At 33.9% G+C, this 17,560-nt stretch carries 14 protein-coding genes; 12 read left to right on the top strand and 2 right to left on the bottom strand.

Going from position 1 to position 17,560, the window contains the following annotated elements; all coding sequences use genetic code 11:
• Positions 1-41: 41 nt before the first annotated feature.
• The 6 genes from PF026_RS03710 to PF026_RS03685 all read left to right on the top strand — a co-directional run bounded on the left by PF026_RS03710 (position 42) and on the right by PF026_RS03685 (position 7,452).
• On the top strand, positions 42-1,790 hold the full coding sequence (locus PF026_RS03710) for a site-specific DNA-methyltransferase (protein WP_270870447.1): 1,749 nt from the start codon (positions 42-44) through the stop codon (positions 1,788-1,790).
• Between the two features lies 1 nt (position 1,791).
• Positions 1,792-4,629 (top strand): type III restriction-modification system endonuclease, encoded by a 2,838-nt coding sequence (locus tag PF026_RS03705; protein ID WP_270863815.1) that lies wholly within the window; start codon positions 1,792-1,794, stop codon positions 4,627-4,629.
• A 53-nt stretch (positions 4,630-4,682) separates the two neighbouring features.
• Positions 4,683-5,420 (top strand): YebC/PmpR family DNA-binding transcriptional regulator, encoded by a 738-nt coding sequence (locus PF026_RS03700; protein WP_270861293.1) that lies wholly within the window; start codon positions 4,683-4,685, stop codon positions 5,418-5,420.
• 9 nt (positions 5,421-5,429) lie between these two features.
• Complete coding sequence (locus PF026_RS03695; protein WP_270863814.1) at positions 5,430-5,921, top strand: peptidylprolyl isomerase; 492 nt, start codon at positions 5,430-5,432, stop codon at positions 5,919-5,921.
• Positions 5,922-6,166: 245 nt separating this feature from the next.
• Positions 6,167-6,520: a holo-ACP synthase gene (gene acpS / locus PF026_RS03690; protein WP_270863813.1), complete on the top strand. Its 354-nt coding sequence runs from the start codon at positions 6,167-6,169 to the stop codon at positions 6,518-6,520.
• A gap of 131 nt (positions 6,521-6,651) precedes the next feature.
• Complete coding sequence (locus tag PF026_RS03685) at positions 6,652-7,452, top strand: DUF3137 domain-containing protein (RefSeq protein ID WP_270863812.1); 801 nt, start codon at positions 6,652-6,654, stop codon at positions 7,450-7,452.
• Here PF026_RS03685 and PF026_RS03680 read toward each other — a convergent pair.
• Positions 7,442-8,503 (bottom strand): tyrosine-type recombinase/integrase, encoded by a 1,062-nt coding sequence (locus tag PF026_RS03680; RefSeq protein WP_270863811.1) that lies wholly within the window; start codon positions 8,501-8,503, stop codon positions 7,442-7,444. The genes PF026_RS03685 and PF026_RS03680 overlap by 11 nt on opposite strands.
• A complete protein-coding gene (locus tag PF026_RS03675) occupies positions 8,500-11,082 on the bottom strand; it encodes a YhdP family protein (protein ID WP_270863810.1) in 2,583 nt (860 codons plus the stop codon). Before PF026_RS03675 ends, PF026_RS03680 begins: the two co-directional genes overlap by 4 nt.
• Before the next feature lie 131 nt (positions 11,083-11,213).
• Here PF026_RS03675 and mltG point away from each other — a divergent pair, with 131 nt between their 5' ends.
• From mltG to PF026_RS03645, 6 genes are all read left to right on the top strand, one after another.
• Positions 11,214-12,155: an endolytic transglycosylase MltG gene (gene mltG / locus PF026_RS03670; protein ID WP_270863809.1), complete on the top strand. Its 942-nt coding sequence runs from the start codon at positions 11,214-11,216 to the stop codon at positions 12,153-12,155.
• Positions 12,156-12,161: 6 nt separating this feature from the next.
• The gene (locus PF026_RS03665) at positions 12,162-12,878 is read left to right on the top strand and encodes an acyl-[acyl-carrier-protein] thioesterase (RefSeq protein WP_270863808.1); all 717 of its coding nucleotides are present in this window, start codon (positions 12,162-12,164) and stop codon (positions 12,876-12,878) included.
• A 116-nt stretch (positions 12,879-12,994) separates the two neighbouring features.
• Positions 12,995-15,193, top strand: a complete 2,199-nt coding sequence (locus tag PF026_RS03660) for an NADP-dependent isocitrate dehydrogenase (protein ID WP_270863807.1) — start codon at positions 12,995-12,997, stop codon at positions 15,191-15,193.
• 3 nt (positions 15,194-15,196) lie between these two features.
• The gene (locus PF026_RS03655) at positions 15,197-16,135 is read left to right on the top strand and encodes a lactate/malate family dehydrogenase (protein WP_270863806.1); all 939 of its coding nucleotides are present in this window, start codon (positions 15,197-15,199) and stop codon (positions 16,133-16,135) included.
• Entirely contained in the window at positions 16,132-16,434 is a 303-nt protein-coding gene (locus PF026_RS03650; RefSeq protein ID WP_270861303.1) for a 4Fe-4S binding protein, read from the top strand. The genes PF026_RS03655 and PF026_RS03650 overlap by 4 nt, the downstream gene beginning before the upstream one ends.
• A 3-nt stretch (positions 16,435-16,437) precedes the next feature.
• Positions 16,438-17,559: a 2-oxoglutarate synthase subunit alpha gene (locus PF026_RS03645; RefSeq protein ID WP_270863805.1), complete on the top strand. Its 1,122-nt coding sequence runs from the start codon at positions 16,438-16,440 to the stop codon at positions 17,557-17,559.
• The last annotated feature ends 1 nt before the right edge of the window (position 17,560 follow it).

The raw sequence follows: 17,560 nt of genomic DNA, 5'->3' as shown, positions 1-17,560 counted from the left end.
GTTTTGGATTAAATTTTCTAGGCAAATCTTACGCTAGATTTTTGGCTAATCAAAACGCAAATTCGTGGCTTAAAGCCGACGAAACTCACAACGAACAAAATCAAAATTCACAAAATTTGCTTATAAAAGGCGATAATTTAGAAGTTTTACGCCACTTGCAAAAAGCCTATGAAAACCGAATAAAAATGATTTATATCGACCCGCCGTATAACACAGGCAGTGGCGATTTCGTCTATAATGACGAGCGAAAATACACACCTGAACAAATCGCAAAAATCGCAAATTTGGATAAAGATGAGAGCGAAAGGCTATTTAAATTTTTAAGCAAAGAGCAAAGCTCACACTCGGCGTGGTGCGTTTTTATGTATCCACGCCTAAAACTAGCGCGAAATTTGCTTAAAGACGACGGCGTGATATTTATCTCAATCGACGACAACGAACAATCCGTTTTAAAACTACTTTGTGATGAAGTTTTTGGGGAAGAGAATTTTGTAGCTAATATTCCCAGAAAAACAAGTCATATTATTCGTGTAAGCAATAATTCTGAACTTCAAAAAATACACGATTATATTTTAGTTTATGGAAAAAATAAAGCAACTGTAAATTTTACAAAACAAGAAACTGGCGAGAAAGAATTTCCATATAGCGATGAAAATGGAAAATATTATTTAGTATCTTTGCAAAATTCTGGTGCGGCTGGAACAAGAGAAGCTAGACCAAATTTGTATTATGAAATTTATAAGCAAAAAGACGGAAAATTATCTTTGAGAAAAGATGAAAATACAATAGAAACTATTTTGCCACATAAAGTATCTGGTAAAGATGGGCGTTGGTTATGGAGTAAAGACAAATTTAATAAAGATTGGCAAAGATTAGTTATTAAAGACGGAAAATTGTTTGATAAGAGATATTTACATGAGTGTAGCGATTTAAAAAACTATCAAGCATACAAAACTTGGTTGGACGAATTTTTAAATTCGAAAGGAACAAAAGAATTAGCCGAAATTTTAGGACAACAAGGATTATTTGATTACCCCAAATCTACTAATTTATTAAAATATTTAATAAATCTTTCTACAAACCCAAATAACAACGACATTATCCTAGACTTTTTCGCAGGTAGTGGCACGACGGCTCATGCAGTAATGGATTTAAATGCGACAGACGGCGGAAATCGTAAATTTATCTTAGTTCAACTTGATGAAAAAATCGATGAGAAAAAGAACAAAACGGCTTATGATTTTTGTAAAAATGAGTTAGGAAGCGAAAATCCTAGCATTTTTGACATTACCAAAGAAAGAATTATAAGAGCAGGAAAAAAGATAAAAGATGAGAGCGTAAATTTATTAAATAGCGAACTTGATTTAGGCTTTAAGATTTATGAAATTTGCGAAAACAAACGAGCTTTGCCAAATGATAAGCTTGACGATGAAATTTCGCTTTTTGAAAATTTAAATGAGCTAAAAGACAAAGACGATTTAAACGCTGTTTTAAACGCATTTAGGCTGCACGATGGCATAGAGCTAACGCAAAAATGCGAAGTTGTAAATTTGGCTAGTTATGAAGCGTATAAATTTGGCGAAAAAATTTATCTAATAAATTCAAATTTTGAAAGCGAAAATTTAAAAATTTTGCTTGAAATGATAGATAATCAAAAAGAGTTTAACCCTACTAAAATCGTGCTATATGGCGTAAATTTTAGCAGTGCAATGCAAAGAGAAGTTTGCGAGAGTATAAAAAATTTCGCCAACAAAAAAGAGTTAAAAATTTCAGTTTTAAGTAGGTATTAAAATGGGCTTTGTATATGAAAATAATCTAACTCACCAAATAAATGCTATTAGCAGTGTTTTATCTGTATTTAAAAACGCAGATATTGAATTTCCAAGCGAAAAGGCGAAAAATCCGATTATAAGAAATGTAGGTTTGGCTAAAAATTCAAATATCATCGACATAGCTATGGAGACAGGCACAGGCAAGACATATACTTACACAAAGCTAATGTTTGAATTAAATAAAAAACTAGGCGTCAAAAAATTTATCATAGCAGTGCCAAGTGTGGCTATAAAAGCCGGAAGCGTAGCGTTTTTAGGCAGTAGTAGCACAAAAGAGCATTTTAGAGATGAGTATGAGAAAAATTTACAAATTTATGAAGTTAGAAGCGTAAATGCTACTAAGAAAAAGAAAAAAGCAGATTTCCCACAAAGCGTAAAAAGCTTTGTTGAAGCTGATGATGAACAAATACATGTTTTAATCATAAATGCAGGTATGATAAACTCGCCTACAATGAAAAACGAATTTGATAGGACGCTTTTTGATGAGTTTTCGACGCCGTTTTCGGCACTAAGTGCCTGTAATCCTTTTTTAATAGTCGATGAACCGCATAAATTTGATACAAAAGGCGTAACTTGGGGAAATATAGAAAAATTTAACGCTCAATTTAGATTTCGTTTTGGAGCGACTTTTAACGACAAATTTGAAAATTTGGTCTATACCTTAAACGCAATGGACGCATTTAAGCAAAATTTAGTAAAGGGAGTTGAGGTTCATATAAGCGATTTTAGCCTAAAAGATGATGAAATTTTTATAAAACTCACGGAATTAGACGGCAAAATAGCAGAATTTGAAAAAACTCAAAACGGCAAGAAAAGCAAATTTAGCCTAGAAAAAGGCGATGAGCTAAGCTTGATAGATGAGAATTTAGACGGAATTTTTATAGCAAATTTAAATAAAAGCGTTGTGGTTTTAAGCAACGGAAACGAGCTAAGAAAAAATGAAAAAATAAATCCATATCGCTACTGCAAACCACTAAGCAAAAGTATGCTAATAACGGCGATTGACGAGCATTTTAGGCTTGAAAAAGATTTTTTAAATAGAGATATTAAAATCAAGCCGTTGAGTTTGTTTTTTATCGATGATATTAAAAGTTATCGCAATGAAAATGAAAGCGAAGCTTATCTAAAAAACGAATTTGAAGCGATTTTAAAGGCGAAAATTTTAGATGAGTTAAAAACGGCAGACGGATTTTACAAAGAGTATTTGCAAAAATCTTTGGCAAATTTAAGCGATACACACGGTGGGTATTTTTCGCAAGATAATAGTGCAAACGATGAAAAAATAGAGCAAGAAATCGGTGAAATTTTGCATGATAAAGAGAGTTTGCTTAGTTTAAATAATACTCGCAGATTTATCTTTTCGAAATGGACGCTTAAAGAAGGTTGGGATAATCCAAATGTTTTTACGATTTGCAAACTTCGCACAAGCGGAAGCGATACAAGTAGATTACAAGAAGTGGGGCGTGGGTTAAGACTTCCAGTAAATGAATATATGCAACGCATAAAAAATGATAATTTCTTTTTGCATTATGTCGTCGATATGAGCGAAAGAGATTTCGCACAAAGACTTGTAGGCGAAATCGGCGAAGCTAGTGGCGTAGTGGAGAATTCCATAAGGTTAGATGATGAAATGATAAAAAGAATTTGCGAAATTTATGAGATTGATGACGAAAGTTTGCTTGAAAATTTATATGCAAGTGGCATAACGAAAATGAACCGAGAGTATAAAGACGGCGGTTTTGAAAAGATAAAAGAAATTTATGGGAAAGCCTTTGCAAGTAGTGGCTTAAAAAATAAAATTCGCAATGCAAATAGCCAAAAAGAAAAGAAAAAAACTAAAATGCGTGTGGATAAATACGCCGAGCTTAGACAGCTTTGGGAAAATATAAATCAAAAAATGATTTTTTCTTATAAGGTCGCAGACGAGCAAAAATTTGGCGAAATTTTTGGCGAATTTTGCGCCGGTTTGCCCGGAATTTTAAAAGAAAGCGGGATTGAAGTCAAACACTACAAAATAGATACTAGCAAAGATAAAGCGACTATCATCAATAAAGGAAGCGTAAAGCAAGAAATCATAAGTGTTTCAACGATGAGCTATGTGGAATTTGTAAAAAATTTGGGAGATAAAATTTTTGTGCATTATATGACTTTACACGAAGCATTGCAAAAGATAAGAGAATTTGATATAAGCAGATATTTTAGTATGCAAAATATCGATATTATAAAAAAAGAATTTAAAAAATTTTTACTTGCAAACGCTGTATTTAAGACGACGATCGGAAGCGAAAAATTAAATAAAACGCAATTTTTTGTGGATTATTTGAAGCTTGATTGTGATATTCACCCGACGAAATTTACCGATAAAAAGGGAAATCCTTTAAGCGAGATAGATAGTGCAAATTTAGGCGACGATAGTAGCGACGAGAGCGTGGCGGAGAGCTATTTGTTTGATGAGCTTTATTATGATAGCGAGTTAGAAAAGCAAAATATACAAAGTTCAATCGATGAAGTTATAGTTTTTACCAAAATTCCACGCCGTTCTATAAAAATCGCAGTCGCAGGTGGCGAAACATATTCGCCTGATTTTGCGTATATTGTTAAATTTAAAAATGGCAAAATTTTAAATTTAATCGTAGAAACGAAAAATAAAGATGAAAAAGATTTAATGAGTGGCGAAAAGATGAAAATCACCCACGCAAAGGCTTTGTTTGAGAAATTTGGAAGTTCTGTGATTTTTAAAGAGCAGTTTGAAAAAAGCGAGATAGTTGATATTATAAAGAAATATCAAAATTTTTAAGCCAAATTTTGCTACAATCACAAGTTTTAAATTTTAAATTTACAAGGATTTTCATGGGAAGAGCGTTTGAGTATAGACGAGCTTCAAAAGAAGCTAGATGGGGAAAGATGAGCAAACTTTTTCCAAAACTCGGCAAGGCAATCACAATGGCAGCCAAAGAAGGCGGTAGCGACCCTGATATGAACCCAAAACTTCGCACCGCAATCGCCACAGCTAGGGCGCAAAATATGCCAAAAGACAATATCGACGCAGCGATTAAACGCGCAAGTGGTAAAGACAGCGTGGATATAAAAACTATCCATTACGACGGCAAAGCCCCACACGGCGCACTTGTCATCGTAGAGTGTGCTACAGATAACCCTACACGCACGGTTGCAAATATAAAATCGATTTTCAACAAAGCAAAAGGCGAGTTTTTGCCAAGCGGAAGCCTTAGCTTTATGTTTTCACGCAAGAGCGTTTTTGAAGTCAAATTTAGCGAAAATTTGGATATGGACGAGATCGAGCTTGAAATGATCGATTTTGGGTTAAGCGAAATCGAGCTAAACGAATTTGAAAACGACAAGGGCGAGACGGAAAAAACTATCACGCTTTATGGCGAGTATGAGAGCTTTGGCACACTTAACGAAGGTATCGAAAAAATGGGCTTGGAGCTTATCAGCGGGGCGTTAAAATTCGTGCCAAATAATAAACAATCTTTTAGCGACGAGCAGTTAGCCGACATAGAAGTTTTGCTTGACAAACTCGAAGAAGATGACGATGTTCAGGCAGTTTATACAAATATCGAATAAGGATTTAATATGAGAGAAGATTTGAAAATTTATGAAATAAATCAGTCTGAGTTAGCGAAATTTAAATTCGCCGTTATCAAAACCGAAAAAGGCGATATGAATTTAGAGCTTTTTGGCGATGAAGCGCCACAGGCTGTTACGAATTTTGCCGCTTTGGCAAACGACGGCTTTTACAAAGGGCTAAATTTTCACAGAGTTATCCCAAATTTTGTGATACAAGGTGGTTGTCCGTATGGCACGGGTACCGGAGGTCCTGGTTGGCGTATAAAATGCGAGTGCGTAGGACAAAAACACAGACATTTGCGTGGAACGCTTAGTATGGCTCACGCAGGACGCGACACGGGCGGAAGTCAATTTTTCGTTTGTCATAGCCCACAACCGCACCTTGACGGCGTTCATACCGTGTTTGGGCAAATCGTTGATGAAGCGAGTTTGGCTGTTTTAGATAGTATCAGACAAGGCGATAAAATCGTAAATATCGAGATTAAAGAGAGTTTATAATTTATCGTCATCGCAAGAAACGGCGTAGTAGTTTTGAAGCAATCGCCAGAATTTAAATTTGCAAATTTGCATTTTGATTATTTTGAGTTTGGCGATTGCTTCGTTCGTTTCACTCTCTCGCAATGACAAAAAAAGCAAATTTTGTTTAATCTGTCATTGCGAGACGGCGTAGCCGTCGTGGCAATCGCCAGTAATTAATAAATCAAAAAATAAATTTGCAAAAAAAAATAGATTAAAGATAAAAAATGGTTGGCATAGATATAGTTCAAATTTCACGCATATCAGCTTTGCGTGATAAATTCGGCGAAAAATTTTTGCGTCGCGTTTTTTGCGATGATGAAATCGCTTTGATAAAAAGTGATGAAACTTTGGCAGGATTTTTCGCCGCCAAAGAAGCCTTTTCAAAGGCTCTTGGCGCGGGCATTGGTGGCGAGTGCGGATTTTTGGATATAAAAATCGCAAAAACGCCAAAAGGTGCGCCGTTTTTTGAAATCTCACCAAATTTAAAAGCCAAATTCGGCATAAAAAACTCAGCTCTTAGCATTAGTCACGACGGAAATTTCGCCATCGCAGCGGTGATTTTGGAGTGCGAGAATTGACTTTTACCAAGTTAGTATTTCCGATTAATCCAAGTAGTAGTTTTTTACCAAATGAAGACTTATTAAATTCTATTGAAAAAACAAAACAAGAATTAAAAAAAATTAGAATATTTGTGTTTAAAGAGATTTTTATGATGTTTTGCACTTGTGTCTGTGTGCCTTACATTGTGTTTTCTTATGTTAAATTTTTTGTAGATAATCCAGTTTTGCAAATGCTTTTTTTACCATATTTTTATTTTGTGGGTTGGTTTCATTTAGGGCGAATTTTTCATAAAAATATTGACTACGAAAATTTTTTTAAAGAAAATTTTGTAATTGAAGCTATAAAAAATATTGATAAAAATTTCGTATATGAAAAAGAAAGTTTTTTATATGATTATGATGAATTAAAAAATACGGGAATTGGCAAATATGCTTTATCCGATTTTATAAGTGGAAATTATAAAGGTTTAAATTTTAGATTTGCTGAATATTCTCGTTATAAAAATACACATGGTGCGATATTTTCTTGTGAATTTTACAAAGATTTTAAATATGATTTAAAAATTAAAAACAAAGAAATTTATAGTTATAAAATGAATTCTGATAAACTCGACGATACAGAATTTAACAAAATTTTTGATGTTGAAACGACCGACAAAACGGAAACTAGATTTTTGTTAAGTTTTAGTTTTATGGAGAGACTTTGCAAAATCAACGCAAATGAAAATTTTGGTTTTGTAAGTGCGGCGTTTAAAAACGGAAAATTTTATCTATTTTTAGAAAATAGTAAAAATCTTTTTGAACCTAGTTTCTTTTTTGCACCAAGTATCGCACAGGCTCATTATTTTAGAGATGAATTTTTAGAAATTCTCTCTGTTATCGACGAGCTAAATTTGACGCTAAATATCTACCCAAAAACCGTTTTGAAAAATCAAAAATTCACTCGTTAAATTCTTCTGCGATTTGTGCAGCAAGGCGGAGTTTTTGGCTATCAAAATGGGTATAAATTCGCGAAGTATTTAAACTAGCATGACCCAAAGCTTCTTGAACCAAAACCAAATCTTTTTGCTTTTTATAAAGCATTGTCGCAAAGGTGTGGCGAAGCATGTGTGCGCCGTTTTTTTCTTTGCGAATTCCTGCGTTCATCAAAATAGCTTCAACGCTTCTGCTGACATAAGCCTGAGTTATCGGCGCTCCGTTTCGATTTATAAATAAATATCCGTCTTTATTGTTATAATTTATCGGCAAAGCCTTTAAATGTTCGTCTATTAGGTATTTTTTTATCATAACCGTGCGGTATTTGTTTCCTTTGCCACGAATTCGCAAAATGTATAAATCGCCGTCTTCGCTAATATCTTTTTTCTTTAAATTTAACGCTTCTCCGACTCTAATGCCCGTATAAATGATAATTTTGATAATAAGCTGATTTCTATGTGTATTTTTGCCAAAATCAGCCAAGTCGATAGCTTCGATAAACCTTTTTATCTCATCTTCACTCATAAACTCAGGTAGTTTCACGCCACGACCACCGCCAACGCCACCCCAGTTTTTCAAAGTTATGCCAAAGTTATGCGAAGCGCCGTCAAATTCATTTTGTCTATCGATAAATCCAAAAAAATTGATTATGGCTATGCGGTAATTTTTTTTACTCGCATCGCTTAGTCCGCCTGTGATACTGGCTAAAATTTCGCTCAAAAGTTCTTCGTCAATATTTTTTAGGCTTTTTAGGTTGTATTCGCAAAGCACGCTATAAAGCTTTTTTAATGGATTAAAATATGTATTTATACCGGTTAATCCTGCATTTCTTGCCTGTTTTGCTAGAATTTCAAGTTCATCTATATTTTTTAGCTCCGAATTTAACGCCATATTTGTTTTTGTAAAAAGTTCATGGTTTTTTAGCTCTTTATTTGAGAGCGAACTAAGTTTAAATTTAACAAATCTAGTAAGCCAAAAAAGTAGCGATTTTTCAAAGCTCTCTTTGTAATCAAGTTCAAATTTCATTTTTTATCCCTTTCAAATATGACAAACGGCAGCGTTAGCGTATTTTTGATGATATTAAACGGAGTTGAGATTAGATCTTTTGCAACGCCTGTTTTGTATGTCGGTTTATCAAGCGTTCCGCGAATTTCGACGATTGTCGAAATCGTGCCGTCTTTGCCCAAAATAATGTGGTTCAGCAAAGGAATTTTGCTTATAAACGAACTTGCGTCTTTTAGATATTTTATCTCTAAATCGATATTTATATTTTTGTTTTTTAAATTTATCTCGCCGCTTCCTGCAATATCAGCACTCGTGCCTACAAAATCCATAGCTTCGATGATGATTTTTTCACCACTTCGCCTAAAATAGGCTTTTCCATTTTTAACGGTAAAACCCTTGTCGTTAAAATCCGGCGTTTTAAAGCTTAAAAGCGACGGGATCGAGTTTAAAAACGACAAAAGTTGTTGATATAAAACATAATCTTTCAAAAATGTGTTTTTAACTTCGATTTCGCCTTTAAATTCGCTAGAATCGATTCCGCTTGCTTTTAGGCTAAATACTCCGCCGTCAAAACTTTGGCTTCCAAGTAGCGAATTTATCGTTTTGCTTTCTATGTCGTTTGCTAGTGCTTGAAAAAGATGTTTTTTTAGTTTAAGTTTAATATCGCCTTTTTCAAATTTGGCATCAATCTCGGTATCTGTGCCGTTTAATACGCCTTTGTAAGAAGTAAAATTTAGCGTTTTATTTAAATCTTTTAAGATTAAATTTGAATTTTGTCCATTAAAATTTATTTTATCGCTTAAATTTTCGGCGATTTTAACACCGCTATCGCCAAAATTTACGATAAAATCGGCGTTATTAATATTTATCAAATTTTCATTTTTATCCATTTTAAAAGAGAGAATTTTACTTTCACTTTCCCCGCTTACGGAATTTGGCGTGATTTTTAGTTTAAGATTGTCGCTATTGTAGGCTTTGCCGTTTTTGTGTAAAATTCCAAAATCAAATCTTAAATTTTCTCCCAAAATATCGAAATTTGAAAAATCTTTTGTTGAAATTTTCAAATCTCCGCCTTTGATACCCAAATTTTTTAAAAACGGCGAAAACTGCACCAAATTTTCAAATTTTTTAACGCTTATGGTTGTGGTTTTGTCAAATTTAATATCTGTATTTAAAAACTGCGAACTTAAAGTTGGAATATTCTTAAAATCAAGCTTTAATCTATCTTTTGCGTTTTTTAAATTTAATATTTTTTTACCGCTGAAATTTATATTTAAACTATTTATAATAGCGTTAAAATCGGCTTTTAAGTTTATTAAATCAAATTCTCCGTCTCCACTTAAATCAAAAATATTGCTTTTAAGATTTGAATCTTTTAAAATCATCTTTTCTTTGCCAAGCGTTAAATTTGCTTTTTTGCTCTTAAATGGAGCGTCGGAGATGATGATGTCGGCATCTTCGAGCCTTACAAAACCGCCAACTTTGACGCCCAAATTTATCAAATCAATGTCTAAAATAACCCTGCCGTCGGTTTTTCCGTTTGTTTGATAAAGCGGTAAATTTATACCATAAGCCCCTAAAATCGCAACCAAATCGGTATCTAAAACTCCGTCTGTTTGTAAATCAAGCAATAAACTTGGATTGTCGCTAAAAATTCGCCTTATGCTAACGCTGCTACCGAACATATTTTTGCCCTTAAAATAAGGGTTTTTAAGATAAAAGCTCAAATCGCCGTTATTTAACGAAATATGCGCTTCATCGACATCTGCCGGTTCAATATTTTCTTCAAATTTTATTTTTAAATTTTTAGCAAATGCGCTTCCTGTTAAATCATTTGGGAAAAAATCCCCCGAGCGTAAATTGAGCTTTCCGCGCAAATTTTCTATTGTGTATTCTTGTGCTACGATTTTACCGTAAATCCAGCTTTTAACTTCCGGGTGCAAATCGGTAATTTTGGCAAATTCGTCCATAAAATTTTTTAAACTTAATGCATGAACATCGTAAATTTCGTAATTTAACATATCGCCTACTATATCAAATTCGAATTTTCCGTCAAGTTCGTGAGAGCTAAAAACACCGTCGAATTTGTATTTGTTATGTTTTGTGTCAGTGGTTAGCTCGCCGCCTAAATAAAGGTTAAAATTTTTAAGTTCAAAATCGTTTAAAAAAAACTTTACTTCGCCGTCATCAAGCTCCGTAATTTTGGTATTTACACGCAATTCTCGATTGTCTATATAAAAAGTGTCATTTTTATAAAAAAGCGTAATATTTTGATCGCCAAGATTTATATTTTTTATATCGATTTCTTGAAAAAATTTGCCTAGCGTTATGATTTTTTTACTTTGATTTACTAGGCTTTGTTGAATTTGAGCAAGATTTTTTTCTTCTTTTTTATCTTGTTTTTGCGATTTTGGAATTGTTAAATTTTCGATTTTTAGGATAATATTTTCATCTAGTTTTATAAAAAATTTATCCAAATTTGCACCTGAAAAGTGCAAATTTTCAAACTCTACGCCGTGTTTAAGAAGCAAAACAAGCACGACAAACAAAAGAGCTAATGCGATAAAAAATTTATAAAAAAAACGAAAAATACTACTCATAAATAAAAACCTTTTGTGTATGATAACTAAAATTTTCTAAAATTTATTCAAACTTTTGCCGTTTTCGTGTATAATTTTGCCTAAATTGTCCGAATTTTTCGGTTTTTTAAATTTAAACTTTGGATTTATTTATGAAATTTTTTAGATTTTTATGTTTTTTGATTGAAGCTATTTTGGTGGTTGTGGGCGTTTTTTTATCTGATTTAACGACAAAAATTCCAAACGAAAAAATAGTCGAAATTCCAGAAGGCTCGGCAGTCAAAATTCTTTCCGAACTTTCAAAAAAATATCCATATTTTACTAAATTTGATGCTAGAATTTTAGCTAGTTTTGGACATGCTAAGGCGGGAAGCTTTGAGCTTTCAGGCACAAATTTAGCTAAAATCGATTTTTTATATGAGCTAACAAAGGCTAAGCCACTAATGCAAAGCTTTACGCTGATTCCTGGCGAGACAACCATCGTGTTTTTGAAAAATTTAGCAAAAGATCATAATTTTGATTTTGAAAAACTTCAAAGCGAATATAGCGCAGTCGCTCCGTTTTATGAGGGTTTTTTAGTGCCTGAAACATATAAAATTTCAAAAGATGAAAATGAGGCAGGAATTATAAAACATTTGGTAAATTCTTCGCTTAAATTCCATGAAAATTTAAGCAAAGAAATTTTGGGAGATTTTAATATAACTGCTTGGCAAAGCGTGATAATCAAGGCTTCTGTTATTCAAAAAGAAGCCGCAAATGCTGATGAGATGCCTATTGTCGCCTCTGTCATTGAAAATCGATTAGCTAAGAATATGAAACTTCAAATGGATGGAACGCTAAATTACGGCGAGTATTCGCATATTAGGGTTACGCCTGAGCGAATTCGCACAGACACTAGCGAATTTAATACTTATTTGCATGATGGATTACCAAAAAGTGCCGTTTGCACGGTCTCAAAAGACGCTATAAAAGCCGCACTTAATCCTGCTACGACAGATTATCTATATTTTATGCTTGATCGAAAAAAAGGCGCACATGACTTTGCAAAAACCATCGCTGAACACCAAAGAAATGTAGCAAAAGCAAGAAAGTAGGGCAAAATGATAGTAAAAAACGATTATTTTCCGCTATTTAACGATTTTGAAAATAACGGCAATATTAAAATTGAAAAAGTTTTGGAATTTTTTGAAAATTCAGGCGGAATTCACTCTGATTTGGTTGGAAATAGTATTTCAAAAATGCTAGAAAACGGAAAAAGCTGGGTTTTAAATGAGTGGAATATTGAGATTTTAAAATATCCAAAAAACGGAGAAGCTAAATTTGAAGTTAAAACTTGGATTTTACCACAACAATCGCCACTTTATAGTATTAGAGAGTATGAACTTTGTGCTCAAAATGAAGTTTATATAAAAGGTAGTTCTAAGTGGATTTTGTTTGATTTGATAAGCCAAAAAATTTGCAAAATCGATAAATCTTTAATCGATATGTATGAGCCTGAAAGCGTTGATACTAAATTCGAAGCTAAAAAAATAGAAATTCCACAAAATTTTGATACCAAAACCGCTATAAATGTCCGAAAAAGCGACATAGACATAAATAATCATGTCCATAATACGCTTTATTTGCACTTTGCGTATGAAGCTTTGCCTGATGAAATTTATAAAAATATGAATTTTTCAAAGATTAGAATTTCATATAAAAATAGTATAAAATTTGGCGAAAAAATCATCTGCAAATACGCAAAAGCCATAAATTCGCATATCGTGGCAATTTATGATGATAACGATAGTTTAAAAGCGATTTTGGAATTTGTTTAATTTGGATAATTTTAGACTTAAATATTACTTAAATTCAAATTATCATTTTTAATTAAATAGTTGTTTTATGTAAAAATTGATAGAATTTAAAAATTTTTAGTTGCAAAGGAGAAATTATGAGCGACATTATTTACACCTACACGGACGAAGCCCCTGCGATGGCGACTTTCTCGCTATTTCCTATTATTAAACGATTTTTAAAAAGTGCAAATGTTGATATTGAGATGATGGATATTTCACTTGCTGGTAGGGTTTTAGCAAATTTTGCTGATTATTTAAAACCTGAACAACAAATTCCTGATTTTTTGAAAATTTTAGGCGATATGACAAAAGAAAAAAGCGCAAATATCATAAAATTGCCAAATATTTCGGCTTCCGTGCCACAGCTTGTTGCTTGTATCGATGAGCTAAGAAGCAAAGGTTTTATGGTTCCAAACTATCCTAGTGAGCCAAAAGATGAAAAAGAAAAAGATATTTTTGCTCGTTATCAAAAAGTTTTGGGAAGCGCTGTAAATCCTGTTTTACGCGAGGGAAATTCAGACAGAAGAAGCGCAAAAGCAGTAAAAGAATACGCAAAAGCAAATCCGCACAGAAACGGAAAGTGGGATAAAGATACCAAAACGGAAGTTTTAGCGATGAGCGAAGGCGATTTTTATGCAAATGAAAAATCGCATATTTTTGCTGACGCTACGACCTTAAATGTCGAATTTACAAATAAAAACGGAGAGAAAAAGCTCTTAAAAACGCTACCTGTAAAGAAAAATGAAGTCATCGATGCGACATTTATGAGTGCGAAAAAGCTTGATGAATTTATTGCTAAAAGCATTGATTATGCCAAAGAAAAAGGGCTTTTATACTCTGTTCATTTAAAAGCAACGATGATGAAAGTTAGCGATCCTGTGATGTTTGGACATTTTGTTAAAATATTTTTCAAAGAGATTTTTGAAGAGTTTAAAACAGAACTTGCAAGTGTCGGCGTAAATGAAAACAACGGTATGAAAGACTTTTTCGCAAGAATCGAAAATTTGCCTTGTGGCGAGTGTAAAAAGAAAATTTTAGATAGATACAACGAAATTTTAAATTTAAGACCGGAAATTTCAATGGTCGATAGCGATAACGGCATTACAAATTTGCATGTTCCAAGCGATGTTATTATTGATGCTTCAATGCCTGCGATGATAAGAAACAGCGGAAAACTTTGGAATAAAAACGGCGAAACAAAATTCACACTAGCCGTGATTCCTGATCGCTCTTATGCTTTGATTTATCAGGCAATGGTAAATGATTTAAAACAAAACGGAGAGCTAAATCCTGCTGCGATAGGCACGGTTTCAAATGTCGGTCTTATGGCTCAAAAAGCCGAAGAATATGGAAGCCATGATAAAACTTTTATTATGAGCGAAGACGGCGAAATTTGCGTTAAAGATGAAAAAGGCAATGAAATTTTTAAATTTGCACTTGAAAAAGGCGATATTTTTAGAATGACACAGGCAAAAGATGAGCCTATTAAAAACTGGATAAAATTAGCCGTAAATCGTGCGAAATCAACAGGAGCGAAAGCTATTTTTTGGCTAGACAAAAACCGCGCTCACGATATGAATATCAAAAAAATCGTTGAGAGCGAACTTAAAAATTATGATTTAAGTGGGCTTGATATTGAAATTTGCGATCCTTATGACGCGATTATCAAATCAAACGCAATCATTAGAAGCGGAAAAGACTGCATTAGCGTAACGGGAAATGTTTTGAGAGATTATTTGACAGATTTATATCCGATTTTAGAGCTTGGAACTAGCGCAAAAATGCTCTCAATCGTGCCTTTGTTAAACGGCGGCGGTTTATTTGAAACTGGTGCTGGTGGTTCTGCGCCAAAAATCGCAATCCAAATTCCAAAAGAAAATCACTTGCGTTGGGATAGTTTGGGCGAATTTTTAGCTCTTGCCGTAAGCTTAGAGCATTTAGCTGAAATCAAAAACTCAGGCGATATAAAAATATTTGCAGATACCCTTGATAGTGCTGTTTCAACTTGGCTTAAAAATGATAAAGCTCCACGCAAAAACGCAGGAGAACCCGATAATAGAACAAGCCATTTTTATTTGGCGATGTATTGGGCCGATGAGTTATCAAAAACCAAATTTAAAGGTGATTTTGAAAATTTAGCTAACGAATTAAAAGCAAATGAAGAAAAGATTATGAACGAGTTGCTTGGCGTTCAAGGCAAAGCTGTGGATATGGGCGGTTATTATATGTTTGATGAAAACAAAGCAAACGCGGTTATGCGACCAAGTGCTACGCTAAATAAAATTATCGGCTAAGATTTGAAATTTGGAGAAAAGATGAAAATAGGCATTATCGGAGCAGGTAATATCGGTGCAAATGTCGCATACGGATTGATTTGCTCCGAATTTAGTGATAAAATTTCACAAATCGCACTTGTCGATATAATCGAAAATTTAGCAATTGGCAAGGCGCTTGACTTATCACACGCTAGTGCCGTTTTTGAAAAAGATATAAAGGTTATCGGCGGAAGCGATTATGCGATTTTAAGCGGTTATGATATAGTCGTCATAACGGCAGGGCAAACACGAAAAGCAGGGCAAAGCAGGGAAGATTTACTAAAAATAAATGCAAAAATTGTAGCTGAAATTTCTGCTAAAATCGCCAAAATCGCACCAAATTCGGTTATTATCTTAGTTACAAATCCGCTTGATTTTATGGTTTATACAGCTTACAAATCAAGCGGATTTCCTAAAAATCGTATTATCGGTATGGCCGGGGAACTCGATAGCGCTAGACTTAAATGTGAAATATCAAATTTGAAAAATGAAAAAATTTCACAGATAAAAGCTAGTGTTGTGGGCTTTCATAACGATAAAATGGAAATTTTAAAAGACGAAATTTTTATTGATAATAAAAAAGTCGAATTTAGCGATAAAGAATTTGATGAAATCTCGCAAAATACTAAAAATTGTGGTCCAAAAATCGTAAATTTGCTAGGCACTTCTGCGTTTTTAGCCCCTGCTAGTGGGATTGTTAAAATAATAAAACAAATTATCACAGAAGAAAACAAAACGCTTATTTGTAGTGTTATTGATGAAAGTGAAGTTCCTTGCGGAAGATTTGTAAAACTTGGAAAATTCGGCGTAAAAGAGATTGTAAAATTTAATTATTCGCAAAATTTTACGCAAAATTTTGCATATTTTAAAGAGAAAATAAAAAATATTGAAATAAAAACTCAAAATAAGGAGACAAAATGATTGAACAAAATGTCGCCGTATGGGTTGATGAAGCGCGTTGCAAAGCTTGTAACATTTGCGTTAGCTACTGCCCAAGCGGAACTTTGGCTATGAGAGAAGATCAAAATGCTATCCAAGGCATGATGATCGAAGTTATCGACCCTAGCACCTGTATCGGTTGTAGAGAGTGCGAGAACCACTGCCCTGATTTTGCTATTTATGTAGCAGAAAAAGGCTTTAAATTCGGCAAATTAACGCCTGAGAGCAAAGCTTTGGCTGAAAAAATCAAAGCAAATAACTTTATGAAACCAAAGGAATAACCGATGAGAGAAGTTATATCAACAGGAAATATTTTAGCGGCAAAAGCTGCTGTTGAGTGCGGATGTAATTTTTTCGGCGGTTATCCGATTACTCCGTCAAGCGAAGTTGCTCACGAGATGAGTAAATTATTACCACGCACAGGTGGTAGATTTATCCAAATGGAAGATGAAATTTCAGGAATTTCGGTTGCATTAGGAGCTGCTATGAGCGGTGCAAAGGCTATGACAGCTAGTTCTGGTCCTGGAATTTCACTAAAATCAGAGCAAATTGGTCTAGCGTTTATCGCTGAAATTCCACTTGTTATCGTAAATGTTATGCGTGGCGGTCCATCAACAGGTCTTCCAACTCGCGTTGCACAAGGCGATATTTTACAAGCAAAAACTCCAAGCCACGGCGATTACCAAAGTATCGCTTTATGTCCTGGATCATTAGAAGAAGCTTACACTGAAACCGTTAGAGCTTTTAATTTGGCGACTAAATTTATGACGCCTGTTTTCTTGCTACTTGATGAAACGCTAGGACACATGCAAGGTAAAGCTAATATCCCTGAAATCGCTGATTTAAAAATCGAGCAAAGAGCCGAATTTAACGGAGATCCAAAAGACTATAAACCTTATAAAGCCAATAGCGATAAACCGGCAGTTTTAAATAAATTTTTCAAAGGTTATCACTACCATGTAACTGGTCTTCATCATGGCGATACGGGCTTCCCGACAGAAAACGGAGAAATGGTTGATTATAATATCAAAAGATTATTTAATAAAATCAACGCTCACGCTGATGAAATCGCGCTTTACGAAGAATACAAACTTGATGATGCCGAAATTTGCATTATCGCTTATGGAAGTGTAAGCCGTTCAGCAAAAGCTGCTATCGATAAACTTAGAAGCGAAGGCGTAAAAGTAGGGCTATTTAGACCTATTACTTTGTGGCCAAGCCCTGAGAAAAAGCTAAAAGAAATCGGTAAAAAATTTAAGAAAATTTTGGTTGCCGAGCTAAATTTAGGTCAATACTTAGAAGAAATTCAAAGAGTAACTTTAAGAGATGATTTCAAAACTCTACTTAAAGCAAACGGCAGACCGCTAAGCCCGTCTGAGATTATCGAAAAAGTTAAGGAGTTTTAAA

Origin of the sequence: Campylobacter sp. CS_NA3 (assembly GCF_027797495.1) — a bacterium.
In the GTDB taxonomy this organism is placed as follows: domain Bacteria; phylum Campylobacterota; class Campylobacteria; order Campylobacterales; family Campylobacteraceae; genus Campylobacter_B.
Note: the sequence above shows the minus strand (reverse complement) of the source record. Positions and strands in the feature narration are given on the sequence as shown.

What these genes read in the sequence shown, in the direction of transcription:
- PF026_RS03705 (WP_270863815.1), top strand. Translation starts at nt 1,792, where the DNA reads ATGGGCTTTGTATATGAAAATAATCTAACTCACCAAATAAATGCTATT.
- PF026_RS03700 (WP_270861293.1), top strand. Translation starts at nt 4,683, where the DNA reads ATGGGAAGAGCGTTTGAGTATAGACGAGCTTCAAAAGAAGCTAGATGG.
- PF026_RS03695 (WP_270863814.1), top strand. Translation starts at nt 5,430, where the DNA reads ATGAGAGAAGATTTGAAAATTTATGAAATAAATCAGTCTGAGTTAGCG.
- acpS (WP_270863813.1), top strand. Translation starts at nt 6,167, where the DNA reads ATGGTTGGCATAGATATAGTTCAAATTTCACGCATATCAGCTTTGCGT.
- PF026_RS03685 (WP_270863812.1), top strand. Translation starts at nt 6,652, where the DNA reads ATGATGTTTTGCACTTGTGTCTGTGTGCCTTACATTGTGTTTTCTTAT.
- PF026_RS03680 (WP_270863811.1), bottom strand. Translation starts at nt 8,503, where the DNA reads ATGAAATTTGAACTTGATTACAAAGAGAGCTTTGAAAAATCGCTACTT.
- PF026_RS03675 (WP_270863810.1), bottom strand. Translation starts at nt 11,082, where the DNA reads ATGAGTAGTATTTTTCGTTTTTTTTATAAATTTTTTATCGCATTAGCT.
- mltG (WP_270863809.1), top strand. Translation starts at nt 11,214, where the DNA reads ATGAAATTTTTTAGATTTTTATGTTTTTTGATTGAAGCTATTTTGGTG.
- PF026_RS03665 (WP_270863808.1), top strand. Translation starts at nt 12,162, where the DNA reads ATGATAGTAAAAAACGATTATTTTCCGCTATTTAACGATTTTGAAAAT.
- PF026_RS03660 (WP_270863807.1), top strand. Translation starts at nt 12,995, where the DNA reads ATGAGCGACATTATTTACACCTACACGGACGAAGCCCCTGCGATGGCG.
- PF026_RS03650 (WP_270861303.1), top strand. Translation starts at nt 16,132, where the DNA reads ATGATTGAACAAAATGTCGCCGTATGGGTTGATGAAGCGCGTTGCAAA.
- PF026_RS03645 (WP_270863805.1), top strand. Translation starts at nt 16,438, where the DNA reads ATGAGAGAAGTTATATCAACAGGAAATATTTTAGCGGCAAAAGCTGCT.